Below are 20,718 nucleotides of genomic sequence, written 5' to 3'. Positions count from 1 at the left end.
GATAATTTGAATCTCACCTAGTACCGAGGTCGGCCCAACTCGGTGCGAACTCGCTCGCGAAGTTCATCTCGATCGCCACCGAAGTCGTCTCCATAGACCAAGCGATCGAATTTTGCCCCGGCTTTAGCGAGCACAGTTGACGGCGAGCGGTTATCAACAAATTTTGGCCAAAGATACCGTCCAAGCGCGATCACGTCTTCCGAGTCATAAGTGCACCCAGCAGAAAGGTTTTCAGCCAATTCCGGGTATTGGTCTAGAATTTCGGTGAAGCTCATCTCGGACCAATTACTAGGACGCCTGCCGGGATAGGGTGCCACCGCGGTGGCGCCAGTGAGAAGAGCTTGCGCGCGACTAGGGAGCTCGCTTTCGCGAAAGTCGACGCCGTGCTCTTGTGCAAGGAATCTTGCGTAGAAGATCGGCGAGAATTTCGCATTTCGAAAGCAATGCGGAATCAGGTGATTGCGTAAGTTCTCAATATTGTGATCATCGGCGCCAGCAAGCATATCGAGAAATAGCTCCGTCCGACTATATGCCGAGTAGCCCTTCACGCCCAGCCTTTCGAAAGCACCGACACCGACTACGACTTCAACATCATCGACATCCTCACCTTCTTGCAGTGGTAGAACATGCACGCGTTCACTCGACGCATCTGAATACGCCATCTGCGTGACCCGTTCCGCCAGGTTTCGAAGGAGTTTGACCGGGTAATGTTCGGGCAGGTCGGCGAGAACTTCGAACATTCCACTAAAGTCGTCGACCCCAAACTCCTGGACGCCGAAGGTATGTCCAGGCACCGTGATACTTGAACGCGACAGTCCCTTTGGGCGATTGGGGCCTACTCGGCCCACGAAAATGAGGCGTCTGTTGAAGGTTCGCAATTGGTCGTCCGAAAGGCACGAGACCAACGTCGCGAGAAGATCCAAGATATGTGGGTCGCGCAAGCTGTATCCGATGAATATGACAGGGTGCTCGACAAACAGAGTCATAATCTTAGCGATTAAGTAGGGGTTTTTGCGACGATAGGCGGCGTAGTCCTCCCCGGTGAAAACAAGACTTCGCGAGTTCGAAATGGAACCATGGATCTTATAAATTTCTCCGACATATTGAGGAGCGGCAAAGAGAATATCCTGCTGCCCGACATACACCTTATAGTCCGGAAATGCCTCTTCCAAGACGCAATCGTAATTCGTCGTTATGACCGCATGTACTTTTGCCCGACTTAGCGTCTCGCGTTCGGTAAGAAGAGTAGGCTCTGCTAGTTCTTTCAAGCCACCAATATACTTTGCGATCATCAGTTTTAGTGGATCGCCAGCACCTGGTAGGGGCTCTACGTTGCCCCTCCTGACCTGCTCGTACTTGGAAGTTGTCCACCATTCCGTATGGAACTGCTCTGCTATGAGCGACGAGATCTGCGGTAGTCGGTCGTCTTCTGCTGTCGCCTCGGGAAGACGGCTTGAGTAGTAATCAAGTGGATATTCCGTCAATCCGGCTGCGTATTCGACGAGCCCATTCCAGTCGGGGGCTCCGAGGTATCGACGAGACAGGCCGGAGCCGACGAACAGTACTGGCAGCGACTGGCTCGAGCCGAGGAGTTCGGCAAGGTCATCGAGGCTGTCCATTGTTTGGTCCGACATGTCGGCAACCCTAATTGCCTCGGGCGCAGGTGTCGAGAGAGAACGTTGCGGGAGGTCTTTTGTGAGAGATGGTCATCTCTGGCCCGCTTTAACCGGTTCGGTCCTTGAGGTCGATAAGCCACGAGCTCTCTAGTTGAGGAAAGATCGGGTCTGCTAAGGATTGAGGTGCATCTTCGACCACTCCCTGCGCGTGCATGGCATGCCCTGACTTCAGCCTTGGGGGTGCCGCAAGGGCGAGTTTCTGCAGGGCGCCCTAAATCGTCGCGAAACAGTCCTCTTGTCACCGATGAGAGCGCTCTCTCGAAAACGCTTGACCTCTCCGCGGGGGCGTGCGTAAGCTCGCCGCACACCTCGTGAGAGCGCTCTCACATACGCGGAACAGCACGCGTGAGAGCGCTCGCAGGGGTGCCCCACCACCATCACGAAGGAGTGACCGTGCCCTATTCACGACGCACCAGGATCGCCGCGGCGATCGCCGGCGCCTCGGCCCTCGCCCTGATCGTCACCGGATGCTCGTCGGGATCCGACGCCTCCGAGGGCGGCGAGATCGAGCTGACCGTCACCACGTTCAACGCCATGGGCTTCGACGAGCTCTACGGCGAGTACGAGGACGCCAACCCGGGTATCACCATCGTCCCGAACAACATCGACACCGGCGGCAACGCGCGGACCGACGCGTTCACCAAGCTCGCCGCCGGCTCCGGGCTCGCCGACGTCGTCGCCATCGAGGAGGGCTGGCTCGGCTCCGTCATGGAGGTCTCGGACCAGTTCGTCGACCTGCGCGACCACGGCATCGAGGACCGCAAGGCCGACTGGGTCGACTGGAAGTACGAGCAGGCGACCGACCCCGAGGGACGCGTCATCGGCTACGGCACCGACATCGGACCCGAGGGCCTCTGCTACAACACGGCCGCCTTCGAGGCCGCCGGCATGCCCACCGACCGCGCCGCCGTCGCAGAGATGCTCGGCGGACCGGACGCGACCTGGGACGACTACTTCGCCGCCGGCCAGAAGTACCACGACGCCACCGGCAAGGCGTGGTTCGACCACTCCGGATTCGTGTGGAACGCCATGGTCAACCAGCTGCCCGAGGGGTACTACACCTCCGACGGCGAGCTGAACGTCGAGGGCAACCCGGAGCTCGAGGAGCGCTGGGGTCAGCTGACCGACGCCACCGCCTCCGGCCTCTCGGCCGCGCAGAAGGCGTGGGACTGGAACAAAGGCAAGTCGTTCACCGACCAGACCTTCGCCACCTTCGTCTGCCCGGGCTGGATGTTCGGCACGCTGAAGAGCAACGTCGAGGCCGGCGGCGGGAACGCCGAGGCCACCGGCTGGGACTTCGCCGACGTCTTCCCCGGCGGCCCCGCCAACTGGGGCGGCTCGTTCCTCTCGGTTCCGACCCAGTCGAAGCACCCCGCCGAGGCCGCCGCGCTGGCGTCGTGGCTCAGCGAGCCGGAGCAGCAGCTGAAGGCGTTCGAGGCGGCCGGACCGTTCCCGAGCACCCTCGACGCGCAGAAGGAGCTCGCCTCCGCGGCCGCTCCCGACCCCGGCATGAACGACTCCCCGACCGGCGCGATCCTCGCGCAGCGCGCCGAGGGCGTCGTCGCCCAGTACAAGGGCCCGGACGACTCGCTGATCCAGGAGAACGTCTTCGGACCGGTCCTGCAGAAGGTCGACCGCGGCGAGATCGACGGCAAGGAGGGCTGGAACGAGGCGCTCCAGCTCCTCGGCGAGCTCGTCGACTGATCCGGTCGGGCCGACGCCCGGGGGCTGACCCCTCCGGGACGAGGCCCCACCATCACGGGAGGTCCGGCCGCCACCGGACCTCCCGGTCCCCGTGCGGCCGGGCCGCCCGCATCCCGGGCCACCTCGCCGCACGGGAGAAACGCTGCCGCCCGCCGGCCCGAGGCCTCTCCGGCCCCGCCGCCCGCGACTCCTCCCGGTCGGCCCTACCGCCCGCGACCCTCCCGGCCGGCCCCGCCGCATCCCCTCCGACTCCGACTCGACCTCGAAGAGAGCGCCATGACGAGCACACTCACCCCGCCGACCACGGCGACGCCCCCCGCGGGGAAGCGGCGCCCGGCGCCCCGACTCCCGCTGACCTTCCGCCAGCGCGCGAGCCGCTTCGACGTGAAGGCCTCGCCCTACCTCTACATCTCGCCGTTCTTCCTGCTCTTCGCGCTCACCGGAGCGTTCCCGCTGGTCTACACGCTCGTCGTGTCGCTCTACGACTGGCAGCTGCTCCAGGGCCAGGGCGACTTCGTCGGGTTCGCGAACTTCGCGGCCGTGCTCGGCGACCGCTTCTTCTGGAACTCGATCGTCAACACGCTGAGCATCTTCCTGCTCTCCACGATCCCGCAGCTCGCCGTCGCGCTGCTGCTCGCGGCCGCCCTCGACCAGGCGCTGCGGGCCAGCACCTTCTGGCGGATGAGCATCCTGCTGCCGTACATCGTCTCGCCGGTCGCGGTCGCGCTGATCTTCTCGAGCGTCTTCAGCGACCAGGAGGGCCTGATCAACAATCTGATCGGCCTGGTGGGCATCAGCCCGATCGAGTGGACGAACGACCGCCTCGCCAGCCACGTCGCGATCGCGACGATGGTCAACTGGCGCTGGACCGGCTACAACGCCCTCATCCTCCTCGCCGCCATGCAGGCCGTGCCGCGCGAGCTGCACGAGTCGGCCGCGATCGACGGGGCGAACGCGTTCCGCCGCTTCCGCTCGATCACGATCCCCAGCATCCGGCCGACCCTGATCTTCGTGATCATCACCGCCACCATCGGCGGCCTGCAGATCTTCGCCGAGCCGCGCCTGTTCGACGTGTCGAACGCGGGCGGCATCGGCGGGTCGGACCGGCAGTTCCAGACCACCGTCCTCTACCTCTGGGAGATGGCGTTCTTCCGCCAGAACTTCGGCGAGGCGGCCGCGATCGCGTGGCTGCTGTTCCTCCTGATCGTGCTGATCGGCCTGCTGAACTTCGCGATCTCGCGGCGGATCGCCTCCGTCGAGAACCGGATCTCGCAGCGCTCGAAGCGCCGTTCCGCCCGCCCCGCGACCGCCGACGAGATCGCCGCCGCGGACCCCCTCCTCACCACCACCGGCCTCGGCCAGAACGAGAGCGAGCGATGACCGCCCCCGCCACCTCCGCCGCCTTCCCGGTGCGCCGCGTCCGCGCCTCCCGCGCAGGCCGCGTCGACCGGCCCGGCTTCCTCACCTACGGACTGCTGAGCGCCTTCATCCTCGGCTCGACCTACCCGCTGTGGTGGTCGTTCGTCGTGGCGAGCGGCTCGAACGCGACCCGCAGCGAGACCCTGCCGCTCGTCCCGGGCGGCAACTTCCTCGCCAACGCCTCGCAGGTGCTGACCGCGATCCCGTTCTGGACGGCGCTGCTGAACAGCGTCATCGTCTCGGGGATCATCACGCTCTCGGTCGTGTCGTTCTCGACGCTCGCCGGCTACGCCTTCGCGAAGCTGCGGTTCCGCGGGCGCGACGGCCTGATGATCGGAGTGGTCGCGACCATGGCGATCCCGACGCAGCTGGGCATCATCCCGCTGTTCATCCTGATGCGGCAGCTCGGCTGGACGGGCTCGCTCGGCGCCGTGATCGTGCCGACGCTGGTCACCGCGTTCGGCGTCTTCTTCATGCGGCAGTACCTGGTCGACGTGATCCCGGACGAGCTGATCGAGGCGGCGCGCGTGGACGGAGCGAACCAGTTCCGGACGTTCCTCACCGTCGCCGTCCCGGCGGCGCGACCGGCGATGGCGATCCTCGGGCTCTTCACGTTCATGATGGCGTGGACCGACTTCCTCTGGCCGCTGATCGTCCTCAGCCCCACGAACCCGACCCTGCAGACCGCGCTCGCGCAGCTGCAGTCGGGCTACTACGTCGACTACTCGATCGTGCTGGCCGGCGCCGTGCTCTCGGTGATCCCGCTGCTGGTGCTGTTCCTGCTCGCCGGACGCCAGCTCATCGCGGGCATCATGAGCGGAGCGGTGAAGGGCTGACGCCCGAAGACTCCCGCGGGACCGGGTCGGGGGACATCGGACCGCGGGACGGGGGCCTCGGGCCCGGGGCCGTGGTGCTCCGGGTCCGGGGGTCGGGGGCTGCGGGGAGGGATCGGGCAGTGCACTGGGCGGCCGGTGGTTTCGCGACCCGGCCGGTCGTCGTGCTCGGAGCATCCCGACCACTGCCGCGCAGGATCCCGCCGATCACGCCCCGTTCGGGTCTCCTGGCCCGACCTGCCGCCGCCTAGGCTGGCGCGGAGGAGGCGACATGGAGCCGAAGGACCCGCGCGACGAGGACCCCTCGAGCGGGCCGGCGCAGCCGCGTCCGGGGGACGGGCCGACGCCGTCCGAGCAGGCGCTGCGCGCCATCCGCGATGTCGCGAACGGGGCGGACCCGACGAGCGAGGCGTTCCGGCTGTCGAATGACTTCACCGACCGGCAGGCCGAACGGCTCCGGAGCCTTCTCGCGCGCTTCCGCCGCGGGCGCTGACCGTCACGGGGGCGGCCCGCTGCCAGCGGCGGGCGATCGATCGCTGCGCGCCGGTCGTGTCGGCCATCGCCGAGGCGGCGCCCCCGACCGCCCGGCGTCACCCCGGACGGTCGCTATCCGAGCCCTCGCACGCCGCGGACTCGCTCCGCCGGCCCGGTCCGCCGCCCCGCATCACCCCCGAATGGCCGCGATCCGCGCCCCTTCGCGCCGAGGACGCCCTCCACGGTCCCGCTCCTCCGGCGCTCGGCTAGCCTCGGAGGCACCCGCGAGGAAGGCCTGCATGACCCACGACACCGCCTCGGCCGCCCCGACCCTCGAAGCCGTCGCCGCGCTGGCCGGAGTCTCCCGCGCCACGGTCAGCCGGGTCGTCAACGACTCCCCGCGCGTGAAGGACGGCGCCCGGACAGCCGTGCTCGCCGCGATCGAGCAGCTCGGCTACGTGCCCAACCGCGCCGCGCGCTCCCTCGCCAGCCGCCGCACGCAGACCGTCGCGCTCGTGGTGCCGGAGTCGGCGGCGAAGGTGTTCGCGGATCCGTTCCTCGCCTCGGTCGTGCAGGGGGCCGCGATGGCCTTCGCCGGCACCGAGTACACGCTCACCATCGTGATCGCGTCGGAGGCGGCGCCCGAGAAGACGCGGCGCTACCTGCTCGGCGGCAACGTCGACGGCGCGCTCGTCGTCTCGCACCACAGCGGCGACCACTCCTACGCGCAGCTCGGCGCCTCCCTCCCCGTGGTCTTCGGCGGGCGGCCGCTGACCGAGGAGGGCGGCAGCTACTTCGTCGACGTCGACAACACCGGAGCGGCGCGCACGGTCACCGAGCACCTCCTGGGCCTCGGCCGCACGGCCCCTGCGATGATCGCGAGCCGGCAGGACATGCCCGCCGCGATCGACCGCCTGTCCGGCTGGCGCTCGGCCGTCACCGCCGCGGGCCTCGACGACTCGCTCGTCGAGTACGGCGACTACTCGCCCGAGGACGGCGCGACCGCGATGCGCCGCCTGCTCGACTCCGGCCGGCCGATCGACGCGGTCTTCGCCTCCAACGACCAGATGGCGGCGGGCGCCCTGACGGCGCTGCGCGAGCGCGGCCTCACGGTGCCGGGCGACATCGCGCTCGCGGGCTTCGACGGCGACTACTTCGCCGAGGCGAGCGAGCCGCGCCTCACCACGGTGCGCCAGCCCTCCACAGGCCTCGGCGAGGCGATGGCGGACGTGCTGGTGCGCCTCCTGGCCGGCGAGGAGGTGCAGCGCGTGACGCTGCTGCCGACCGAGCTGCTGGTGCGCGGCTCCACGGTCGCGGGCGCGTGACCCCGCGCTGAGTGCGCTGACCCGTTCGCTGAGTCGCCCGGATCGGCTCCCCGCTGCGGTGTGTCGCGAGCCGATCCGGGCGACTCAGCGCTGGACGGGCTCGTCGGGGACGTCGAGCAGGTGGAAGGGGCCCCGGGGGAGCGGGCCTGTGCTCCACAGCGCGACGACGGCCCAGCCGAGGTCGGCGTGCGCGACGGCGCCCTCGGGCAGGGTCCGGGTGAACAGCGCGTAGTCGATCCCGTCGAGGGGGAGGGCGCTCACGTCCCACGCGGGCCGGTCGGCGGCCAGCTCCTGAGCCCGCGCCTCCGCCGCCACCATCGCGGCTCGCGTCCGGTCCCCGGGCAGGCCGGCGGGGATCACCGAGAGGAGGAGCGAGCCGATCGCCAGCGCGGCCGTCGCGACCGGGTCGGTGAACACTCCGTGCACCGAGCCGCGCGGCCCGAGGCGGACACCGGCCAGCCGCAGCGTCCGGACCGAGTACGAGCCGCCGTCCCGCTCGGCGCGGACCGAGAGGTCGTCGACGGGCCCGTCGTCCGTCCGCCCGCTCCCGTCGACGGACCACGGATCGGAGACGGGGACCAGCGCGCGCACGCCCTCATCCGACTCCCTGCGGCGCCGCCGGTCAAGAGGCGCAGGGCGAGGACCGGCGCAGAGGCCCGCAGGCGCGGCTCAGAACTCCTCGTAGTTGTAGGGCTCCGGGTCCTCGTCGATCACGGGGCGCGCGATCGTGGCGCGGTTGCTCTTGATGCGGGAGCGGATGTCCTCGACGGCGGCCTCGACGGCGCCGGTGGTCGACTCCTCGTCCTTGATGGAGACCTCGACGGGGACGGCGACGAGCTCGCTGCTCGCGTCGAGGGTCATCTTCGCCTCGATGAGCTCGCCGTCCTCGGTGAACGCCGGGACCGTGACCGCTTCGGAGTGCTCCTGGCGGTCGATCGCGGTCACCAGGTCGAGGAGGGCCTCGGTCACGGCGTCGGTCGTCACGAAGCTCTTGGAGGCGTAGGTCAGCTGCTGCATGCCTCCACTCTCCCGAACGGGAGCGCCCCTCGCGCGGGGTTGCGCCTCGTCGGCCCAGCCCGTAGCGGGGGCAGCACGACCGGCGCGGGCGCGAGGAGTCAACCCTCTAGGCCGCGATCCGGGCGTCCGCTTCCCTGGTGGCGGGGCCTCGGGAGGAGGCGCGGGGGTCTCGGGATCCCGGGGCCCCGGCACTCGATCGGGAGGGGACCGGATGCGGCGGAGCGGCCGGGGACTCCGCGGCGACAGGGCGTTCCAGGGCGCCTTCCTGATCGGAGTCGGCCTCATGGCGGCCGTCGACGAGATCGTCTTCCACCAGATCCTCGCCTGGCACCACTTCTACGACCGCTCCACTCCGGCGATCGGCCTGCTCTCGGACGGGCTGCTGCACGCGGCCGAGATCCTCGCGCTCGTCGGCGGCGGCTTCCTGCTCGCCGACGCCCGGCGCCGATCCGCTCTGCGTCCGCGCACGGCGTGGGCCGCGGGGCTCACGGGGGCGGGACTGTTCCAGCTGTGGGACGGAGTCGTCGACCACAAGCTGCTCCGCGTGCACCAGGTCCGCTACGACGTCGACCTGCTCCTCTACGACTCCGCCTGGATCGCCTCCGGAGCGGTGCTGCTCGCGGCGGGGCTGCTCCTCCTGCCGCGGCGACGGCGCGCGACGGCGTGACCCCGCACGCCGACCACTCCCTGCTCGACCCGGGCCTGCTGCTCCTGGTCCCGCTGGCCGCAGCGGCGGCGCTCGGAGGGGGTGCGGCGGCACTCGAGCGGCGGCGCGGACGGCCGTGGCCGCTGCACCGCACCGCCCTGCTCCTCGGCGGGCTCGCGACCGCGGCGCTCTGCTTCGCGGGTCCGCTCGCGGAGTGGTCGCACGCGGACCCGCGCGGGGCGATGCTGACGCACCTGGTCCTCGGGATGCTCGCGCCGCTCCTCCTGGTGCTCTCGGCCCCCGTCACCCTGGCCCTGCGGGCGCTCGACGTCACCGCGGCCCGACGGCTCTCGCGGCTGCTCCGGAGCCGCCCGGCCCGTCTCCTCGCCCACCCGGTGACGGCGCTCCTGCTCTCGACGGGCTCCCTCTGGCTCGTGCACGCGACCGGGCTGCTCGCCGCCGCACACGCGGATCCGCTGCTGCACCTCGCACTCGGCGTGCACTTCCTGCTCAGCGGCTGCCTGCTGACTGCGGCGCTCGCCGGAGTCGATCCGAACCCGCACCGCGCCCCGTTCGGCCTGCGACTGGGCGTGCTCGGAGCGGGCATCGCCGCGCACGCGCTGCTCGCGACGGTGCTCTACGCGGAGGCGCCGGACGAGACGGGACGCCAGGCGGCGCTCCTGCTGTTCTACGGAGGCGACCTGCTCGAGACGGCGCTCGCCGTGGTCGTCTGCGCCCGGCGCTACGCGGCGACGGCGCCCCGGCAACCCCCTCCGCCGAGCGCGCCCTGCTCCCTACGCTCGGACGCATGCTCCTCATCTTCGGGACCCGAGCCGTCGAGGACCTCCTCCGGACGCTCGTCTTCGTCTGCCGCGTCTGCGGGCAGCGCGACGAGCAGCGGATCCTCCGCCGCCGGACGCGCCTCTCGCTCTTCTTCGTCCCCGTCCTGACCGTCTCGACCCGCTACCTGCTCGAGTGCTCGCACTGCCGCACAGTGTCCCCGATCAGCAAGGAGGAGGCGCAGGGCTCCGTCCGCTGGGCCGGCAACTCCGACCAGTGACCGCCCCGAGCGGGAGGCTCCCGCGGTGCGCTCAGCGCACCGGAGCCGGCACCGCCGCGGGACGCGCGGCGACCGCGGCCGCGCGCCGCGTCGCCCAGTTGTTGAGCAGCAGCGCCGTCACGACGATGGCCGCGCCGAGCAGGGCGACGGGCCCCGGTCGGTAGCCGCCCGCCATGCTGATCGCGAAGGTCGTGACCGGGACGAGGTTCTGGAAGAGCGTGCCGTTGAGGGCGCCGAGCAGCTTGATGCCGGCGTTCCACAGCAGCACGGCGACGACGCCGGCCAGGAGGATCAGGTAGGCCAGCTGCGGCCATGCCGCGAGCACCTCGGCCCCGGTCGGCGGGTGCGCGGAGCCGGTGGCCGTCGCCACGGCGACCGCGACGGCGATCGAGGGGCAGCCGAGCGCGGTGGTGAGCGTCGAGTACCGCAGCGCCGACCAGCCGGGGAAGGCCGCGGCTCCGCGCGTGTAGACGACCCAGCAGATCGCTCCGAGCAGGGCGAGCAGCTCGCCGAACCCCAGCTCGCCGTCGAGGAGGAGGGCGACGTCGCCGCGGGTGACGACGAGCGCGACTCCGGCGAGCGCGAGCAGGATGCAGCCGACGGTGGCGGCCGGCGGCAGGCGACGAGCGCCGATGCTCGCGAGCACTGCGCCGATCGCGGGCATCATCCCCATCATCAGGCTGACGTTCGGGGCCGAGGTGAACCGCAGAGCCGTGAAGGCGAGCAGGCCGAAGCCGGCGAATCCGGAGGCGCCGAGCAGCGCCAGCCGCCACCCGCGGCCGTCGAGCCGGAAGGCGCGGAGCCCCTCCGCCCGGGCGAGCAGCGCGGCCAGGACGACCGCGGCGGCGGTGTAGCGGATGAGGGTCATGAAGAAGGAGTCGACCGTCGCCGCGATGCTGTCCGCGACCGGGAGCATGCCGCCCCAGAGGATCGGCGGGATCAGGCAGAAGAGCAGACCTCGCGACCGCATGGCGCCCCTGACCCGTCGGGTGCGGCCGCCCCGGGCGGGGGCCGTCGCTCGATGGTGGACCCCGGCGGCTCGGCGCACAAGAGCGCCGCCGACCCCCGAACGGCCCGCGGCGGGGCTCGCCCGGCCCGCCTCTGATCCCCCGCGCGAGATGCCGCTCCGGTACGCGACCCGCCGCGCGAGGCGTCTCCGAGCGGCATCTCGCAAAGGGGGTCCGGGACATGGGCCGGAGGACGGCCGGGTCCAGGGTGCTGGCAGAGGCGCGGCCGCCGTCGCCTCCGATCGCCCGTTCGAAGGAGAACACCATGCACCGTCGTCTCACGGCCACGCTCGCCGCGATCGCCCTCGCCCTCGGAGGGGCCGTCGCCGTCGCGACCCCCGCCTCCGCCGGGCAGCTCGTCTACCGGAACGGCGGCCCGGGCAACTGCTACGAGGTCCGCTCGCAGCGCGACTCCCTGGGTCGCGCGCAGGTCACGGTGTGGTGGCACTGCGACCAGGCGAGCAACGTCAAGGTCATCTGGAAGAACGGCCCGGACAGCGGCTGCAACACGATGAGCGTCATCAACCGCAAGTTCAGCGACAGCTCGGGAGTCGCGTCCCGCTTCGACCGCCTCGTCTCCTGCTGACCCGGACGGGCTGCCCCTGATCCCTTCCGCGAGACGCCACCTCGGTACGCGGCACGCCGCGCGAGGTACTCGGGTGGCCTCTCGCGGGAGGGGGGCGGCGGCGGCCCCGCTCAGTGCTCGGCGCGCCCCGAATCCTCGATGAGGCGCACCTTCACGTTCACGGCGAGCGGCCCCGAGACCGACGGGTCGGCGGCGAGCAGCGCGTGCATCCGCTCGCCCACCAGCCGGAGCGTCTCGGGGGCCGGCAGTGCGGCGGACGCGGCGATGTGCGCGCTCACCGTGGTGAACCCCTCCGACCGGTCGATGTCGACCAGCACGTCGGGCTGCCGCAGGTCCAGTTTCACGGCGAGCGCGTCGGCCGCGGCCTCGACGATCGGCTGGGCGGGATAGACCCCCGCGACGCCCTCGATGTCGCGGATCTCGGCGGTCAGCCGCTGCGAGAGCTCGGTGTCGTCGGTCATTCCCGCTCCTCCCGGTGGGGGTACACGTCGTCGACCGTCACGTCGATCGCGCCGACGGTCAGCTCGGTGTGGCGCTCGAGGGCGTAGCGGATGCGCTCGCGCAGGCGGTCGGCGGCCACGGCGACCGGCAGGCCGAACTCGAGGGCGCAGGTCACGTCGATCCGCACCACGGCGCCGGGAGCCGAGACGTCGCCGTCGAGGGTGCAGCGGCCCATGATGACGCCGCCCATCGTGTCGCCGGCGCGGCGGATCATCCCGCGCACGGCCGCCTCCGTGAGCGCCAGGCGGAGGGTCGGGTCGGGGTGGCGGACGGGGATGTCGCGGCCGGAGCGCACCTCGGAGCGGATCGCGTCGAGCAGGCCGGCGATCCAGACCTCGTCGCGGTCGGGCTCGCGGTCGGCCTCCTGCCGCAGCGCCCGCGCCGAGAGCTCGGTGAGGCGGGTGAGGTTCGCGAGAGCGAGCCGGCACGCGGCGGAGTTCTCGATCGAGGGGTCGCGCGGCTCGCGACCGCGGTCGAGGTACTCGCCCAGCTCCTCGAGCGTGTGGCCGTCGAGGTCGTCCTCGGGCACGGCGGCGTCGTCGGTCATCGCCATGCCTCCAATTCGTGGAGCAGGAATCGACGGGCCCGGGCGAGGAGGCCGCGGACCGTCGAGACGGGGAGTTCGAGAGCGTCGGCGATCTCCTGGTAGCTGTAGCCGGCGGTCTCGCGGAGTAGCCAACAGCGTCGCTGATCAGCAGGCAATCGGTCCAGCGCTTCCCAGACCGCGTCCAGCTGGAGTCGTGCCTCGACGATGCGCTCGGGGGAGTGCTCGGGCGGCGCGGGCGGATCCCAGTCGTCGATGTCGTCGTGGCGGCGGCGGACGCGGATCCGATCGATCGCCTTGTGGGTGACGATGCGCATCAGCCAGTTGCGGATGTGCGCCGGGCTGTCGAGATCGGCCAGACGCCGCCAGCCGGTGAGGAACGCCTCTTGCACCACGTCCTCGGACTCCGCCTCGGAGCCGAGGAGCTTCGCGGCGTAGACGCGCATGAGGGCGCCGTGGCGGCGGGCGAGCTGCTCGAACGCCTGCACGTCGCCGTCGACGGCGCGCGCGGCGAGGGTCGCGTCGGACGCGTTCAGGAGGGGGTCGTCGTCGATGAGCGCCTCCTCCGCGGTCCCGCGCGCGGTGTCCCCGCGCGCCGGTGCCCTCAGTGTGGGGCGCCGTCCGGCATGACTACCAGCCTTGACAACGGGCCGCCGAATCCGCTGGCCGGATTGCGAGTGCCGCCGATGGGGGACGTCTCGAGACGGGATTCGTGACATTCCGGCTCCTCGACACGTCTTGATTCCGTACCCCTCGTGCGTCCCCCGGAGCGCACGGACCCCGAACCCGGAAGAAGTCCCCCATGCACTGCTCCCTCCGCCGCCGCCCCGGGCGGACGTCATGAGCGAGTCGACCTTCACCCTCGGCAGCCCCTTCGCGGGCGACGAGCGGGCCGACCGGCGCTACGAAGCCTCCGGCGACGATCCGACCGCCGCGTCCGCCGTCTACTCCGAGGCGTACGGCGGAGGCGAGTTCCGCGTCGCTCCGTCGCAGCGCGGCTTCTCCTACCGCTACGCCGTCCGCGGCAGCGACCGGGTGACCCTGCGCACCTCCGACTGCTCCGGCGCCCTCACCGGCCAGGTCCCCCACCTGAAGGAGTACGTCGTCGGCTGGTTCCGCGCCGGCGGCGGACGCCTGAACCTGCCGCCGTTCACCCGGACCGGCGCGCTGTCGGCCCCGTTCCTGTTCCCCGCGGAGCGCCAGTTCGGGCTCGAGTTCGAGCCGCACCGGCAGAACCTCATCCACTTCGCCCCCGGGTTCCTCGAGGACGTCGCGACCGAGACGCACGCCGGCCCCCGCCAGCCCGTCTCCTTCGACCACGCGGCGGACGCCGACCCCGGCGTCCTCGCCCGCTGGCGCGCCGCGGTGACGGAGGCGAGCGCCGCGCTCGCGACGGCCGCGATCACTCCGCTCGTGCGCTTCACCGCCGAGCTCGACCTCGCCCGCGTGCTGCTCCTGCTGTTCCCGTGGCGCGCGTGGGACGTGCCGGCCGTGCTGCGGCGCCCGTCCGCCTCCCGCACCCGGGTGGCGCTCGACTTCCTCCAGCACCACGCCCACGAGCCGATCACTCCGGCCGACGCCGCCCGCGCGGCCGGTCTGCACACCCGCACGCTGCAGCAGGCGACGAAGCGGCACCTCGGGGTGTCGCCGTCGGTCTACCTGCGCGACGTGCGCCTGGACCGCGCCCACTCCGACCTGGTCGCCGGCGACCCCTGCTCGACCACCGTCGCCGCGGTCGCCCGCGAGTGGGGCTTCGGCAACCTCGGCCGCTTCGCGAGCGCGTACCAGGTGCGCTTCGACGAGAAGCCGAGCCACACGCTGCGCCGCTGACGCGCAGCCCCAGCGTGCCCGATGGCCCGGACCGTCTCACGGCGGTGCCGGCCCTCGTCGTCTCCGGGTGCGTCCCGAGGGACCGTCTCGGAGGATGCTCCATCGTGTCCTCCGACCGGTCTTCCGGACGCGGACCTCGTGACACTCGGCGCCGGCTCAGCCCGGCTGATGCACGTGGATGTCGCTGCTCGACGTCACGCCGTTGAACTCGAGATACAGCTGCCCCTCGACGACCGACACGGTCAGCGTGTTGCGGCGCTCCAGTACCGCGACCGCGGCATCCAGGAACCCCTGGTCGAAGCTCTGCACGGTGATCTGCTCGAGCTCGTGGACGCGCTTGCCGGACCACGCCGCGATCACCTTCTCCGGGTTGCGATGCGTGTAGACCGTCGTGCGGTCGGCCAGTCTGCTCCCGAAGTGCAGTCGCTCGGCGTCCGGCGCGCCCACCTCGATCCACGTGGTCAGCCTGCCGGTGAGATCGCGGACCAGCACCGCCGGCTCGGTCGCCGTCGACGAGATCCCCTCGCTGAAGGTGATGCCCTCCACGTATTCGAGGCAGTACGCGAGCACGCGCGTCATCATGTACGCGTCGGTCTCGGAGGGGTGCCGAGCGGCTCGCAGCGTGATGTCCTCGTAGACGCCGCGGTCCACATCAGCCAGCTGTATCGCGAAGTTGTACATCACTGCGCCGGCGGCCACGTGTGCGAGCTTAGGTCCTCTCGCTCATCGAGAAGCGCGAGGCTTCTCCGGCGCCGGTGGGGGCATCAGGTTCGCGCGCCTACTGGGGGCGCCTCCGCGACCAGGAGCTCGAGGCCTGGCTCGGGGTCAGCCGGACGCCGATCCGGGAGGCGCTGCTCCGGCTGGCCCGCGTCGGCCTCGTCTCGGCCAAGCCCGGCCGGGCGACGATCGTGACCCCCGCCACGGCCGAGAGCATCAGCGACGCCCAGCAGATCGCCGCCGCCATGCACGAGCTCGCCACGCGCCTCGCCGGCCCGGCCGTCACTCCGGAGGCGCTCGCCGCGATGGAGTCGGCGAACGACGACTTCGCGCGGGCGCTGGCGGAGGGCGACGTCGAGCTGGCGCTGCGCTCCGACGACGCGTTCCACGCGGTACTCACCGGGCTCAGCGGCAACGGGATGATCGAGGACGTGCTCGAGCAGGCCACTCCGCTCATCCGCCGTGCCGAGCGCCAGCGCTTCGCCTCCCTCGCTGCCCGCGGATCCGTGGAGCAGCACCGCGCGATCGTGGAGTCCCTCCGTGCGGGCGACACGGACGGCGCCGCCCGCCTCAGCCGGGAGAACTGGATGACGCTCGACCGCCACCTGCACGAGGCCTGACGCGCTGCTCCTCCGCGGGGAGGAGCCCGCGCTCGGTCATGCGCGAGGCCGACGCGATCGCATCCGCGACGAACCGCTCGGCATACCCTCGCCCGCGCGCTCCGCATCCATCCCGGGAGCGTAGCGCCGCCCTCTCCGCGCCTCCGCCGACGGGATGCGGGTCGAGGCGGGTGCCGGGCGCGGAACGACGGAAGGACGACGCGCGGGCGGCCGGAGCGCTCTGGAACACTCGAGCGAGGGGCGGGGGCTCCGGAGCGGGGGAGCCGTGGCGTCACGCTTCGTCGAGCTCGACGGTCTGCGCGGCCTCGCCGCCCTCGGCGTGGTCGTCTACCACTTCACCACCGCGTTCTCGCTCGATCATCCCGATGCACCGCCGGGATCCTTCGCGCTCCCGTTCGGCGAGTTCGGCGTCCAGCTCTTCTTCGTCATCAGCGGCTTCGTGATCCTGATGTCCGCGGACCGCGCGCGGCGGCCGTCGGACTTCGCGATCTCCCGCGTCAGCCGCCTCTACCCGGCCTACTGGATCGCGGTGGTCGTCTCGATCGTCGTCGGCGCTCTCGCCCGCGTCCCCGGCACCGACCTCACGCCGCTGGAGCTGCTGCTCAACTTCACCATGGTGCAGCGGCTGCTGCTGGTACCCAATGTGAACGGCGCGTTCTGGACGCTGGCCGTCGAGATGCAGTTCTACCTGCTGGTGCTGCTCGTGCTCGTCCTCACGAAGTGCCGGTTCACGGATCGGCTGGTCCGCGTGCTGGTGGTCGTCTGGCTCGGCGTCGCCGTGACCGCCTCCGTCGCCGCTCACCTCGCCTCGGGAGGCGTCGACGTCGTCTCGGCGCCGGTCGCCGTCCGGGTCCTGGCGAACCTGACGCTGGCCGAGTACGGACCGCTCTTCTGCGTCGGGATGCTGCTGTTCCTCTCGCGACGCCAGGGGCGCTTCGAGCTCCTCGCCGTGCCGGCGGCTCTGATCGCGGCCCTGAACGCCCAGCTCCTCCAGGGCGGGCCGGACGGAGCGGTCGTCCTCGGCGTCTGCGCGGCCGTCGCGGTCGTCGCGATGCGGCGCCGGACCGCCGTGCTGCGATGGGCGCCGCTGCTCTGGCTCGGGCGGATCAGCTACTCGCTCTACATCCTCCATCTGGTCGTGGGCAGCGCGATCGTCAGCGCGCTCTGGCCGCTGATCGGCCGCGACGGAGCCGGACTCGTCGCCTTCGGCGTCGTCCTCCTGCTGTCCTGGGGCCTCAACGCGGTCGTCGAGGAGCGGTGGAGCCCCGCCTGGCGCCGCGCCCTCACCCGTCGGCGCGACCGCCGGCTCCCGGCGGGGACGGCGACCGCGGCCTGACGCGGCTGTGCACTCCGCTGGCCGCTCAGCGAGTACGCCGCCGAGGCCTGTGGACGCCGGTGGCCGCGAAACGCATCTCCGCTCGACGTTCCCTGCACCTTGGCTGAGCCACCGGGACGTCCGGGCCCCGGGCCACGTCTTCATCATGTGCCACGGATCGTGAGCACCGCGGCCCCGGCCACGACCTCTGACCATCTGGAGAAGATCATGACCAACGTCACCCCCACCAGCCTCGCCAACGCCTCCTCGGCCAAGCACGGCACCGCCACCTCGGCCGGCAAGAACACGATCGCCGACGGCGTCGTCGAGAAGGTCGCCGGCATCGCGGCCCGCGAGGTCCCCGGCGTGCACGACCTGGGCAACGGCGCCGCCCGCGCCATCGGCGCCATCCGCAACGCGATCAACGCGCAGGACCGCGGCCAGGGCATCTCCGTCGAGGTCGGCGAGAAGCAGGTCGCCGCCGACATCACCGTCGTCGCCGAGTACCCCGTCGCGCTGCAGAAGCTCGCCGACAGCATCCGCTCCGCCGTCTCCGAGGCCATCTCCTCGGTCGTCGGCATGGAGGTCGCCGAGGTGAACGTCACCATCTCCGACGTCTTCATCCCCTCGGACGACAAGGACGACGAGACCGAGAGCCGCGTCAAGTGACTCCGTCCCACATCGGCCTGGTCCTCGGCGCGGTCCTCGCGCTGACCGCCCTCGTCTTCGGCTTCTGGGCGCTCCTCTGGGTCGCCCTCGCCATGGCGATCGGCTACGGCGTCGGGCGGGTCGTCGAGGGCAAGCTCGACCTTCGCTCCCTCGGCGACACCCTCCGCGGGCGGCGGTCCTCGTGACCGCGGCGGTGATGGCCGACGAGGCCAGCCACGGCCGCACGACGATCAGCTCGCGCGCCGTGCGCCGAGTCGTGTCGGCCGTCACCGCGGAGGCGCTGGACGTGAACTCGTCCGACGTGTCCGTCGAGCTCGACGACGAGGGAGGACGCCTCCACGTCGTCGCGCACGCCCCCATCCACGTCACGCCCCTGGGCGAGACGGGCCGCCGCTCCTCCGGGACGCTGCTGGACCGACTCAGCCGGGCGCAGACGACCATCCGCTCGCGCTGCCTCGAACTGACGGGCTCCACGATCGGCCGGGTCGACCTCCGGATCACCGGTGCCGACCTCCGAGAACGAAGGAGGGTGTCGTGACGACTCCCACCACTGCCGGCCGGGCGCTCTACCCGCGCCTGGTGCGGCGCGAGACGCACTCGTCCCGCTCCGGATCGGCGATCGTCCTCGCCGTCCTGCTCATCCTCCTGTTCGCGTGGCTGGGCACGGAGGCGGTCCTCGCCGTCCTCGGCCAGCCCGCGCTGCTCGTGGCCCCGCAGGACGGAGCGTCCTCGCTGCTCAACGCGGCCGCGGCGCCCATCGCGCTGACCGCCGCCGCCGGCGCCGTGCTCGCGCTGATCGGGCTCGTCCTGATCGTCGTGTCGCTCAAGCCCGGCCGTCGCGGCCGTCGCGCCGTCAGCACCGACCGCACCGCGGCGATCGTCGACGACCGCGTCATCGCGCAGGCCGTCGCCCGCACCGCCGGCTACGCCGGTGACGTCGACCCGGACAACGTGTCGGTGTCGGTCGGATCCCGCGTCGTCGACGTGACGGTCTCCCGCACCTCCGGCCGCAGCGTCGACGTCACGCCGATCCGCGAGGCCGTCGACGCCGAGCTCGCCACGTTCGACTGCACCCCGCGCCTGCGCTCCAAGGTGCGCCTGTCCGAGAAGGGAACGGTCCGCTGATGACCACCACGAACCGATTCCTCAACCGGCTGCTCCTGTTCGTCGTGGGCCTCGTCCTCCTCCTCGCCGGCGGCGCCGTCGCGGTGGGGTCGCTGCTCCCGCAGGTGCAGGAGAACGTGTCCACCGCCGCGCAGGACGCGGCCGACCCCACGAGCCAGGCCCTCTCGGGCGGCACCCCGTGGATCCTCTGGGTCATCGCGGTCGTCGCGCTCGTCCTCATCCTGCTGCTGGTGCGCTTCATCGTGCGCCAGGGCCGCGGCCGCACCTCCACGCTGCTGCGCGTCGGCTCCGGAGAGGGAGCGGGGACGCCCACCGGCGGCTCCGTCACCATCGACGCGAAGGTCGCCGAGCAGGTCCTCGAGGAGGCCCTGTCGCAGGAGCCGTCCATCGTCGCGGTCGACGTGACCGCGTTCGAGATCAAGCACCAGAAGGTGCTGCGCGTCACCGCGCACACCCGCCGCGGCGCCTCGCCCGCCCGCACCCGGCAGACGGTCGACCAGGCCGTCCGCCAGTGGGACGCCCTCCTCGGCGAGGAGACGCCCGTCGTCATCCAGATCGTCAGCGGTCTGCGGACGAAGATGAGCGGCACCGCCCGCGTGCAGTAGCCGCCGGCACCACCGTCCGGCCCTCCCGATCGGGAGGGCCGGAGAGCCCCGCTCAGGCGGGATGGAAGTCTTTCTGAAGGAGCACCCCATGTCCGATCCGATGGAGCCCGGCACCGTCGAGCGCATCCGCACCGATGAGCAGCCGACCCCGAACGAGCAGAGCCGGCGCGAGTCCGCCCGCCGCGACGGGAAGCCGTCCGAGCCCGAGTCGACCGAGAGCCGGGTCGCGACCGCCGCCGGCGAGAGCGCCCAGCGCGTGTCCGGCGTCCACCACCTCGGCGGAGCCGTCGCCCGCGGCCTCGACCGCGCCTCCCGCCGCGTGCTGGGCACCAGCACCGTCCCCGGAGTCACGGTTTCGAAGGCCGACGGCGTCACCACCGTCGACATCGACCTCGTCGTCGAGTACCCCCACCCCGTCCGCGAGGTCCTGGACGCCGTGCGCGATCAGGTGCAGCGCGTGGCGGAGCCGGTCGCCGGCGGCCACGTCGTCGTCAACGTCGAGGCGACCGACGTCCACGGCCCGTTCGACCCGATCGAGAATCCGGAGGAGGACGAGGAGCCGCTCGTCGACACCGCCAAGCGCGCCGCGTCCGACGCCCGCGACTCCGCCAAGGAGGCCGCCGGGAACGCTCGCGACGCCGTCTCCGGTGCCGTCGACTCCGCCCGCGGACGCCTGGCGGATGCCGCCGACGACGCCGCGGACGCGATGGACCGCGCGGCCGACGAGCGCGACGAGCGCGCAGCCGCCCAGAAGACGGCCGACGACGAGCGCGCCGCCGAGCGCGACGAGGACGACCCCCGCGTCGAGACGCACGCGGCCCCGGCCGTCGTCGAGACCGCGGAGTTCGTGGTCCGCGTCCAGGTCGAGCCGGTCGACGACGACGGCGACCCCCGCACCGCGACCGTCGAGGTCGCTCCGGCGGAGGAGTCCGAGCACGTCGAGCGCGACGAGGCCGCGGCCGATCGCGACGACGCGTCCGACGACGCCGACGCCCACCGCTCCGAGGACGACCGCGCGTCGTCCGCCGCCGGTCGGGAGTAGTCC

26 protein-coding genes are annotated in these 20,718 nt (G+C 71.4%); 18 read left to right on the top strand and 8 right to left on the bottom strand.

The annotated features are described in order from the left end of the window. Positions 1–17: 17 nt before the first annotated feature. On the bottom strand, positions 18–1,619 hold the full coding sequence (locus tag C5C44_RS04200; RefSeq protein WP_181132709.1) for an SIR2 family protein: 1,602 nt from the start codon (positions 1,617–1,619) through the stop codon (positions 18–20). 450 nt (positions 1,620–2,069) lie between these two features. Here C5C44_RS04200 and C5C44_RS04195 point away from each other — a divergent pair, with 450 nt between their 5' ends. The 5 genes from C5C44_RS04195 to C5C44_RS04175 all read left to right on the top strand — a co-directional run bounded on the left by C5C44_RS04195 (position 2,070) and on the right by C5C44_RS04175 (position 7,431). Further along, positions 2,070–3,380 carry an ABC transporter substrate-binding protein gene (locus tag C5C44_RS04195; RefSeq protein ID WP_104224001.1) on the top strand — a complete coding sequence of 437 codons (1,311 nt, stop codon included), beginning with the start codon at positions 2,070–2,072 and terminating at the stop codon, positions 3,378–3,380. Positions 3,381–3,656: 276 nt separating this feature from the next. Further along, complete coding sequence (locus C5C44_RS04190) at positions 3,657–4,760, top strand: carbohydrate ABC transporter permease (protein ID WP_104335372.1); 1,104 nt, start codon at positions 3,657–3,659, stop codon at positions 4,758–4,760. Then, on the top strand, positions 4,757–5,635 hold the full coding sequence (locus C5C44_RS04185; protein WP_104223961.1) for a carbohydrate ABC transporter permease: 879 nt from the start codon (positions 4,757–4,759) through the stop codon (positions 5,633–5,635). Before C5C44_RS04190 ends, C5C44_RS04185 begins: the two co-directional genes overlap by 4 nt. A 268-nt stretch (positions 5,636–5,903) precedes the next feature. Then, the gene (locus tag C5C44_RS04180) at positions 5,904–6,125 is read left to right on the top strand and encodes a hypothetical protein (RefSeq protein ID WP_104225836.1); all 222 of its coding nucleotides are present in this window, start codon (positions 5,904–5,906) and stop codon (positions 6,123–6,125) included. Between the two features lie 280 nt (positions 6,126–6,405). After that, on the top strand, positions 6,406–7,431 hold the full coding sequence (locus C5C44_RS04175; RefSeq protein WP_104223963.1) for a LacI family DNA-binding transcriptional regulator: 1,026 nt from the start codon (positions 6,406–6,408) through the stop codon (positions 7,429–7,431). Positions 7,432–7,515: 84 nt separating this feature from the next. On the opposite strand, the gene C5C44_RS04170 is transcribed toward C5C44_RS04175, so the two are convergent. Further along, the gene (locus C5C44_RS04170) at positions 7,516–8,022 is read right to left on the bottom strand and encodes a hypothetical protein (RefSeq protein WP_104335371.1); all 507 of its coding nucleotides are present in this window, start codon (positions 8,020–8,022) and stop codon (positions 7,516–7,518) included. Positions 8,023–8,100: 78 nt separating this feature from the next. Further along, positions 8,101–8,448 (bottom strand): hypothetical protein, encoded by a 348-nt coding sequence (locus C5C44_RS04165; protein WP_104223965.1) that lies wholly within the window; start codon positions 8,446–8,448, stop codon positions 8,101–8,103. Positions 8,449–8,659: 211 nt separating this feature from the next. Between C5C44_RS04165 and C5C44_RS04160 the strand changes: the two genes are divergently transcribed. Genes C5C44_RS04160 through C5C44_RS17520 form a run of 3 tightly spaced genes read left to right on the top strand, consistent with a single transcriptional unit; the run spans position 8,660 to position 10,154 of the window. Next, complete coding sequence (locus C5C44_RS04160) at positions 8,660–9,115, top strand: DUF2243 domain-containing protein (RefSeq protein WP_104257495.1); 456 nt, start codon at positions 8,660–8,662, stop codon at positions 9,113–9,115. After that, positions 9,112–10,044: a cytochrome c oxidase assembly protein gene (locus tag C5C44_RS04155; RefSeq protein ID WP_104335370.1), complete on the top strand. Its 933-nt coding sequence runs from the start codon at positions 9,112–9,114 to the stop codon at positions 10,042–10,044. The genes C5C44_RS04160 and C5C44_RS04155 overlap by 4 nt, the downstream gene beginning before the upstream one ends. After that, positions 9,996–10,154 (top strand): hypothetical protein, encoded by a 159-nt coding sequence (locus C5C44_RS17520; protein ID WP_374953052.1) that lies wholly within the window; start codon positions 9,996–9,998, stop codon positions 10,152–10,154. The genes C5C44_RS04155 and C5C44_RS17520 overlap by 49 nt, the downstream gene beginning before the upstream one ends. A gap of 31 nt (positions 10,155–10,185) precedes the next feature. Here C5C44_RS17520 and C5C44_RS04145 read toward each other — a convergent pair whose 3' ends face one another. Beyond that, positions 10,186–11,124: a DMT family transporter gene (locus C5C44_RS04145; RefSeq protein ID WP_104232937.1), complete on the bottom strand. Its 939-nt coding sequence runs from the start codon at positions 11,122–11,124 to the stop codon at positions 10,186–10,188. Between the two features lie 302 nt (positions 11,125–11,426). Between C5C44_RS04145 and C5C44_RS04140 the strand changes: the two genes are divergently transcribed. After that, positions 11,427–11,747 (top strand): hypothetical protein, encoded by a 321-nt coding sequence (locus C5C44_RS04140; protein ID WP_104335369.1) that lies wholly within the window; start codon positions 11,427–11,429, stop codon positions 11,745–11,747. 110 nt (positions 11,748–11,857) lie between these two features. Here C5C44_RS04140 and C5C44_RS04135 read toward each other — a convergent pair whose 3' ends face one another. From C5C44_RS04135 to C5C44_RS04125, 3 genes are read right to left on the bottom strand one after another with little or no spacing between them, the layout of a single operon-like run. Continuing rightward, on the bottom strand, positions 11,858–12,208 hold the full coding sequence (locus C5C44_RS04135) for a hypothetical protein (protein WP_104223972.1): 351 nt from the start codon (positions 12,206–12,208) through the stop codon (positions 11,858–11,860). Beyond that, complete coding sequence (locus C5C44_RS04130; RefSeq protein WP_146076902.1) at positions 12,205–12,795, bottom strand: Asp23/Gls24 family envelope stress response protein; 591 nt, start codon at positions 12,793–12,795, stop codon at positions 12,205–12,207. Before C5C44_RS04130 ends, C5C44_RS04135 begins: the two co-directional genes overlap by 4 nt. Further along, a complete protein-coding gene (locus C5C44_RS04125; protein WP_244248147.1) occupies positions 12,792–13,280 on the bottom strand; it encodes an RNA polymerase sigma factor in 489 nt (162 codons plus the stop codon). Before C5C44_RS04125 ends, C5C44_RS04130 begins: the two co-directional genes overlap by 4 nt. A gap of 352 nt (positions 13,281–13,632) precedes the next feature. Here C5C44_RS04125 and C5C44_RS04120 point away from each other — a divergent pair, with 352 nt between their 5' ends. Continuing rightward, on the top strand, positions 13,633–14,622 hold the full coding sequence (locus C5C44_RS04120; protein ID WP_104323969.1) for a helix-turn-helix transcriptional regulator: 990 nt from the start codon (positions 13,633–13,635) through the stop codon (positions 14,620–14,622). 156 nt (positions 14,623–14,778) lie between these two features. On the opposite strand, the gene C5C44_RS04115 is transcribed toward C5C44_RS04120, so the two are convergent. After that, the gene (locus C5C44_RS04115; RefSeq protein ID WP_104335368.1) at positions 14,779–15,321 is read right to left on the bottom strand and encodes a YaeQ family protein; all 543 of its coding nucleotides are present in this window, start codon (positions 15,319–15,321) and stop codon (positions 14,779–14,781) included. A 56-nt stretch (positions 15,322–15,377) separates the two neighbouring features. Here C5C44_RS04115 and C5C44_RS04110 point away from each other — a divergent pair, with 56 nt between their 5' ends. The 8 genes from C5C44_RS04110 (at position 15,378) to C5C44_RS04075 (ending at position 20,715) form a co-directional block, all read left to right on the top strand. Then, entirely contained in the window at positions 15,378–15,959 is a 582-nt protein-coding gene (locus C5C44_RS04110) for a GntR family transcriptional regulator (RefSeq protein WP_104255210.1), read from the top strand. A 265-nt stretch (positions 15,960–16,224) separates the two neighbouring features. Beyond that, the gene (locus tag C5C44_RS04105) at positions 16,225–17,295 is read left to right on the top strand and encodes an acyltransferase (RefSeq protein ID WP_181132708.1); all 1,071 of its coding nucleotides are present in this window, start codon (positions 16,225–16,227) and stop codon (positions 17,293–17,295) included. Between the two features lie 207 nt (positions 17,296–17,502). Next, positions 17,503–17,943, top strand: coding sequence for an Asp23/Gls24 family envelope stress response protein (locus C5C44_RS04100; protein ID WP_104223989.1), 441 nt, complete (start codon positions 17,503–17,505; stop codon positions 17,941–17,943). Continuing rightward, the gene (locus C5C44_RS04095) at positions 17,940–18,128 is read left to right on the top strand and encodes a DUF2273 domain-containing protein (RefSeq protein ID WP_104223990.1); all 189 of its coding nucleotides are present in this window, start codon (positions 17,940–17,942) and stop codon (positions 18,126–18,128) included. The genes C5C44_RS04100 and C5C44_RS04095 overlap by 4 nt, the downstream gene beginning before the upstream one ends. Then, entirely contained in the window at positions 18,125–18,481 is a 357-nt protein-coding gene (locus C5C44_RS04090; protein WP_244230558.1) for a hypothetical protein, read from the top strand. Before C5C44_RS04095 ends, C5C44_RS04090 begins: the two co-directional genes overlap by 4 nt. Further along, positions 18,478–19,068 (top strand): DUF6286 domain-containing protein, encoded by a 591-nt coding sequence (locus tag C5C44_RS04085; protein ID WP_104269574.1) that lies wholly within the window; start codon positions 18,478–18,480, stop codon positions 19,066–19,068. The genes C5C44_RS04090 and C5C44_RS04085 overlap by 4 nt, the downstream gene beginning before the upstream one ends. Then, the gene (locus tag C5C44_RS04080) at positions 19,068–19,673 is read left to right on the top strand and encodes a hypothetical protein (protein WP_104238125.1); all 606 of its coding nucleotides are present in this window, start codon (positions 19,068–19,070) and stop codon (positions 19,671–19,673) included. The genes C5C44_RS04085 and C5C44_RS04080 overlap by 1 nt, the downstream gene beginning before the upstream one ends. Before the next feature lie 88 nt (positions 19,674–19,761). After that, positions 19,762–20,715 carry an Asp23/Gls24 family envelope stress response protein gene (locus tag C5C44_RS04075; protein ID WP_181132706.1) on the top strand — a complete coding sequence of 318 codons (954 nt, stop codon included), beginning with the start codon at positions 19,762–19,764 and terminating at the stop codon, positions 20,713–20,715. Positions 20,716–20,718: the final 3 nt, after the last annotated feature.

This window comes from Rathayibacter sp. AY1F6, assembly GCF_002932035.1.
GTDB lineage: Bacteria > Actinomycetota > Actinomycetes > Actinomycetales > Microbacteriaceae > Rathayibacter.
Note: the sequence above shows the minus strand (reverse complement) of the source record. Positions and strands in the feature narration are given on the sequence as shown.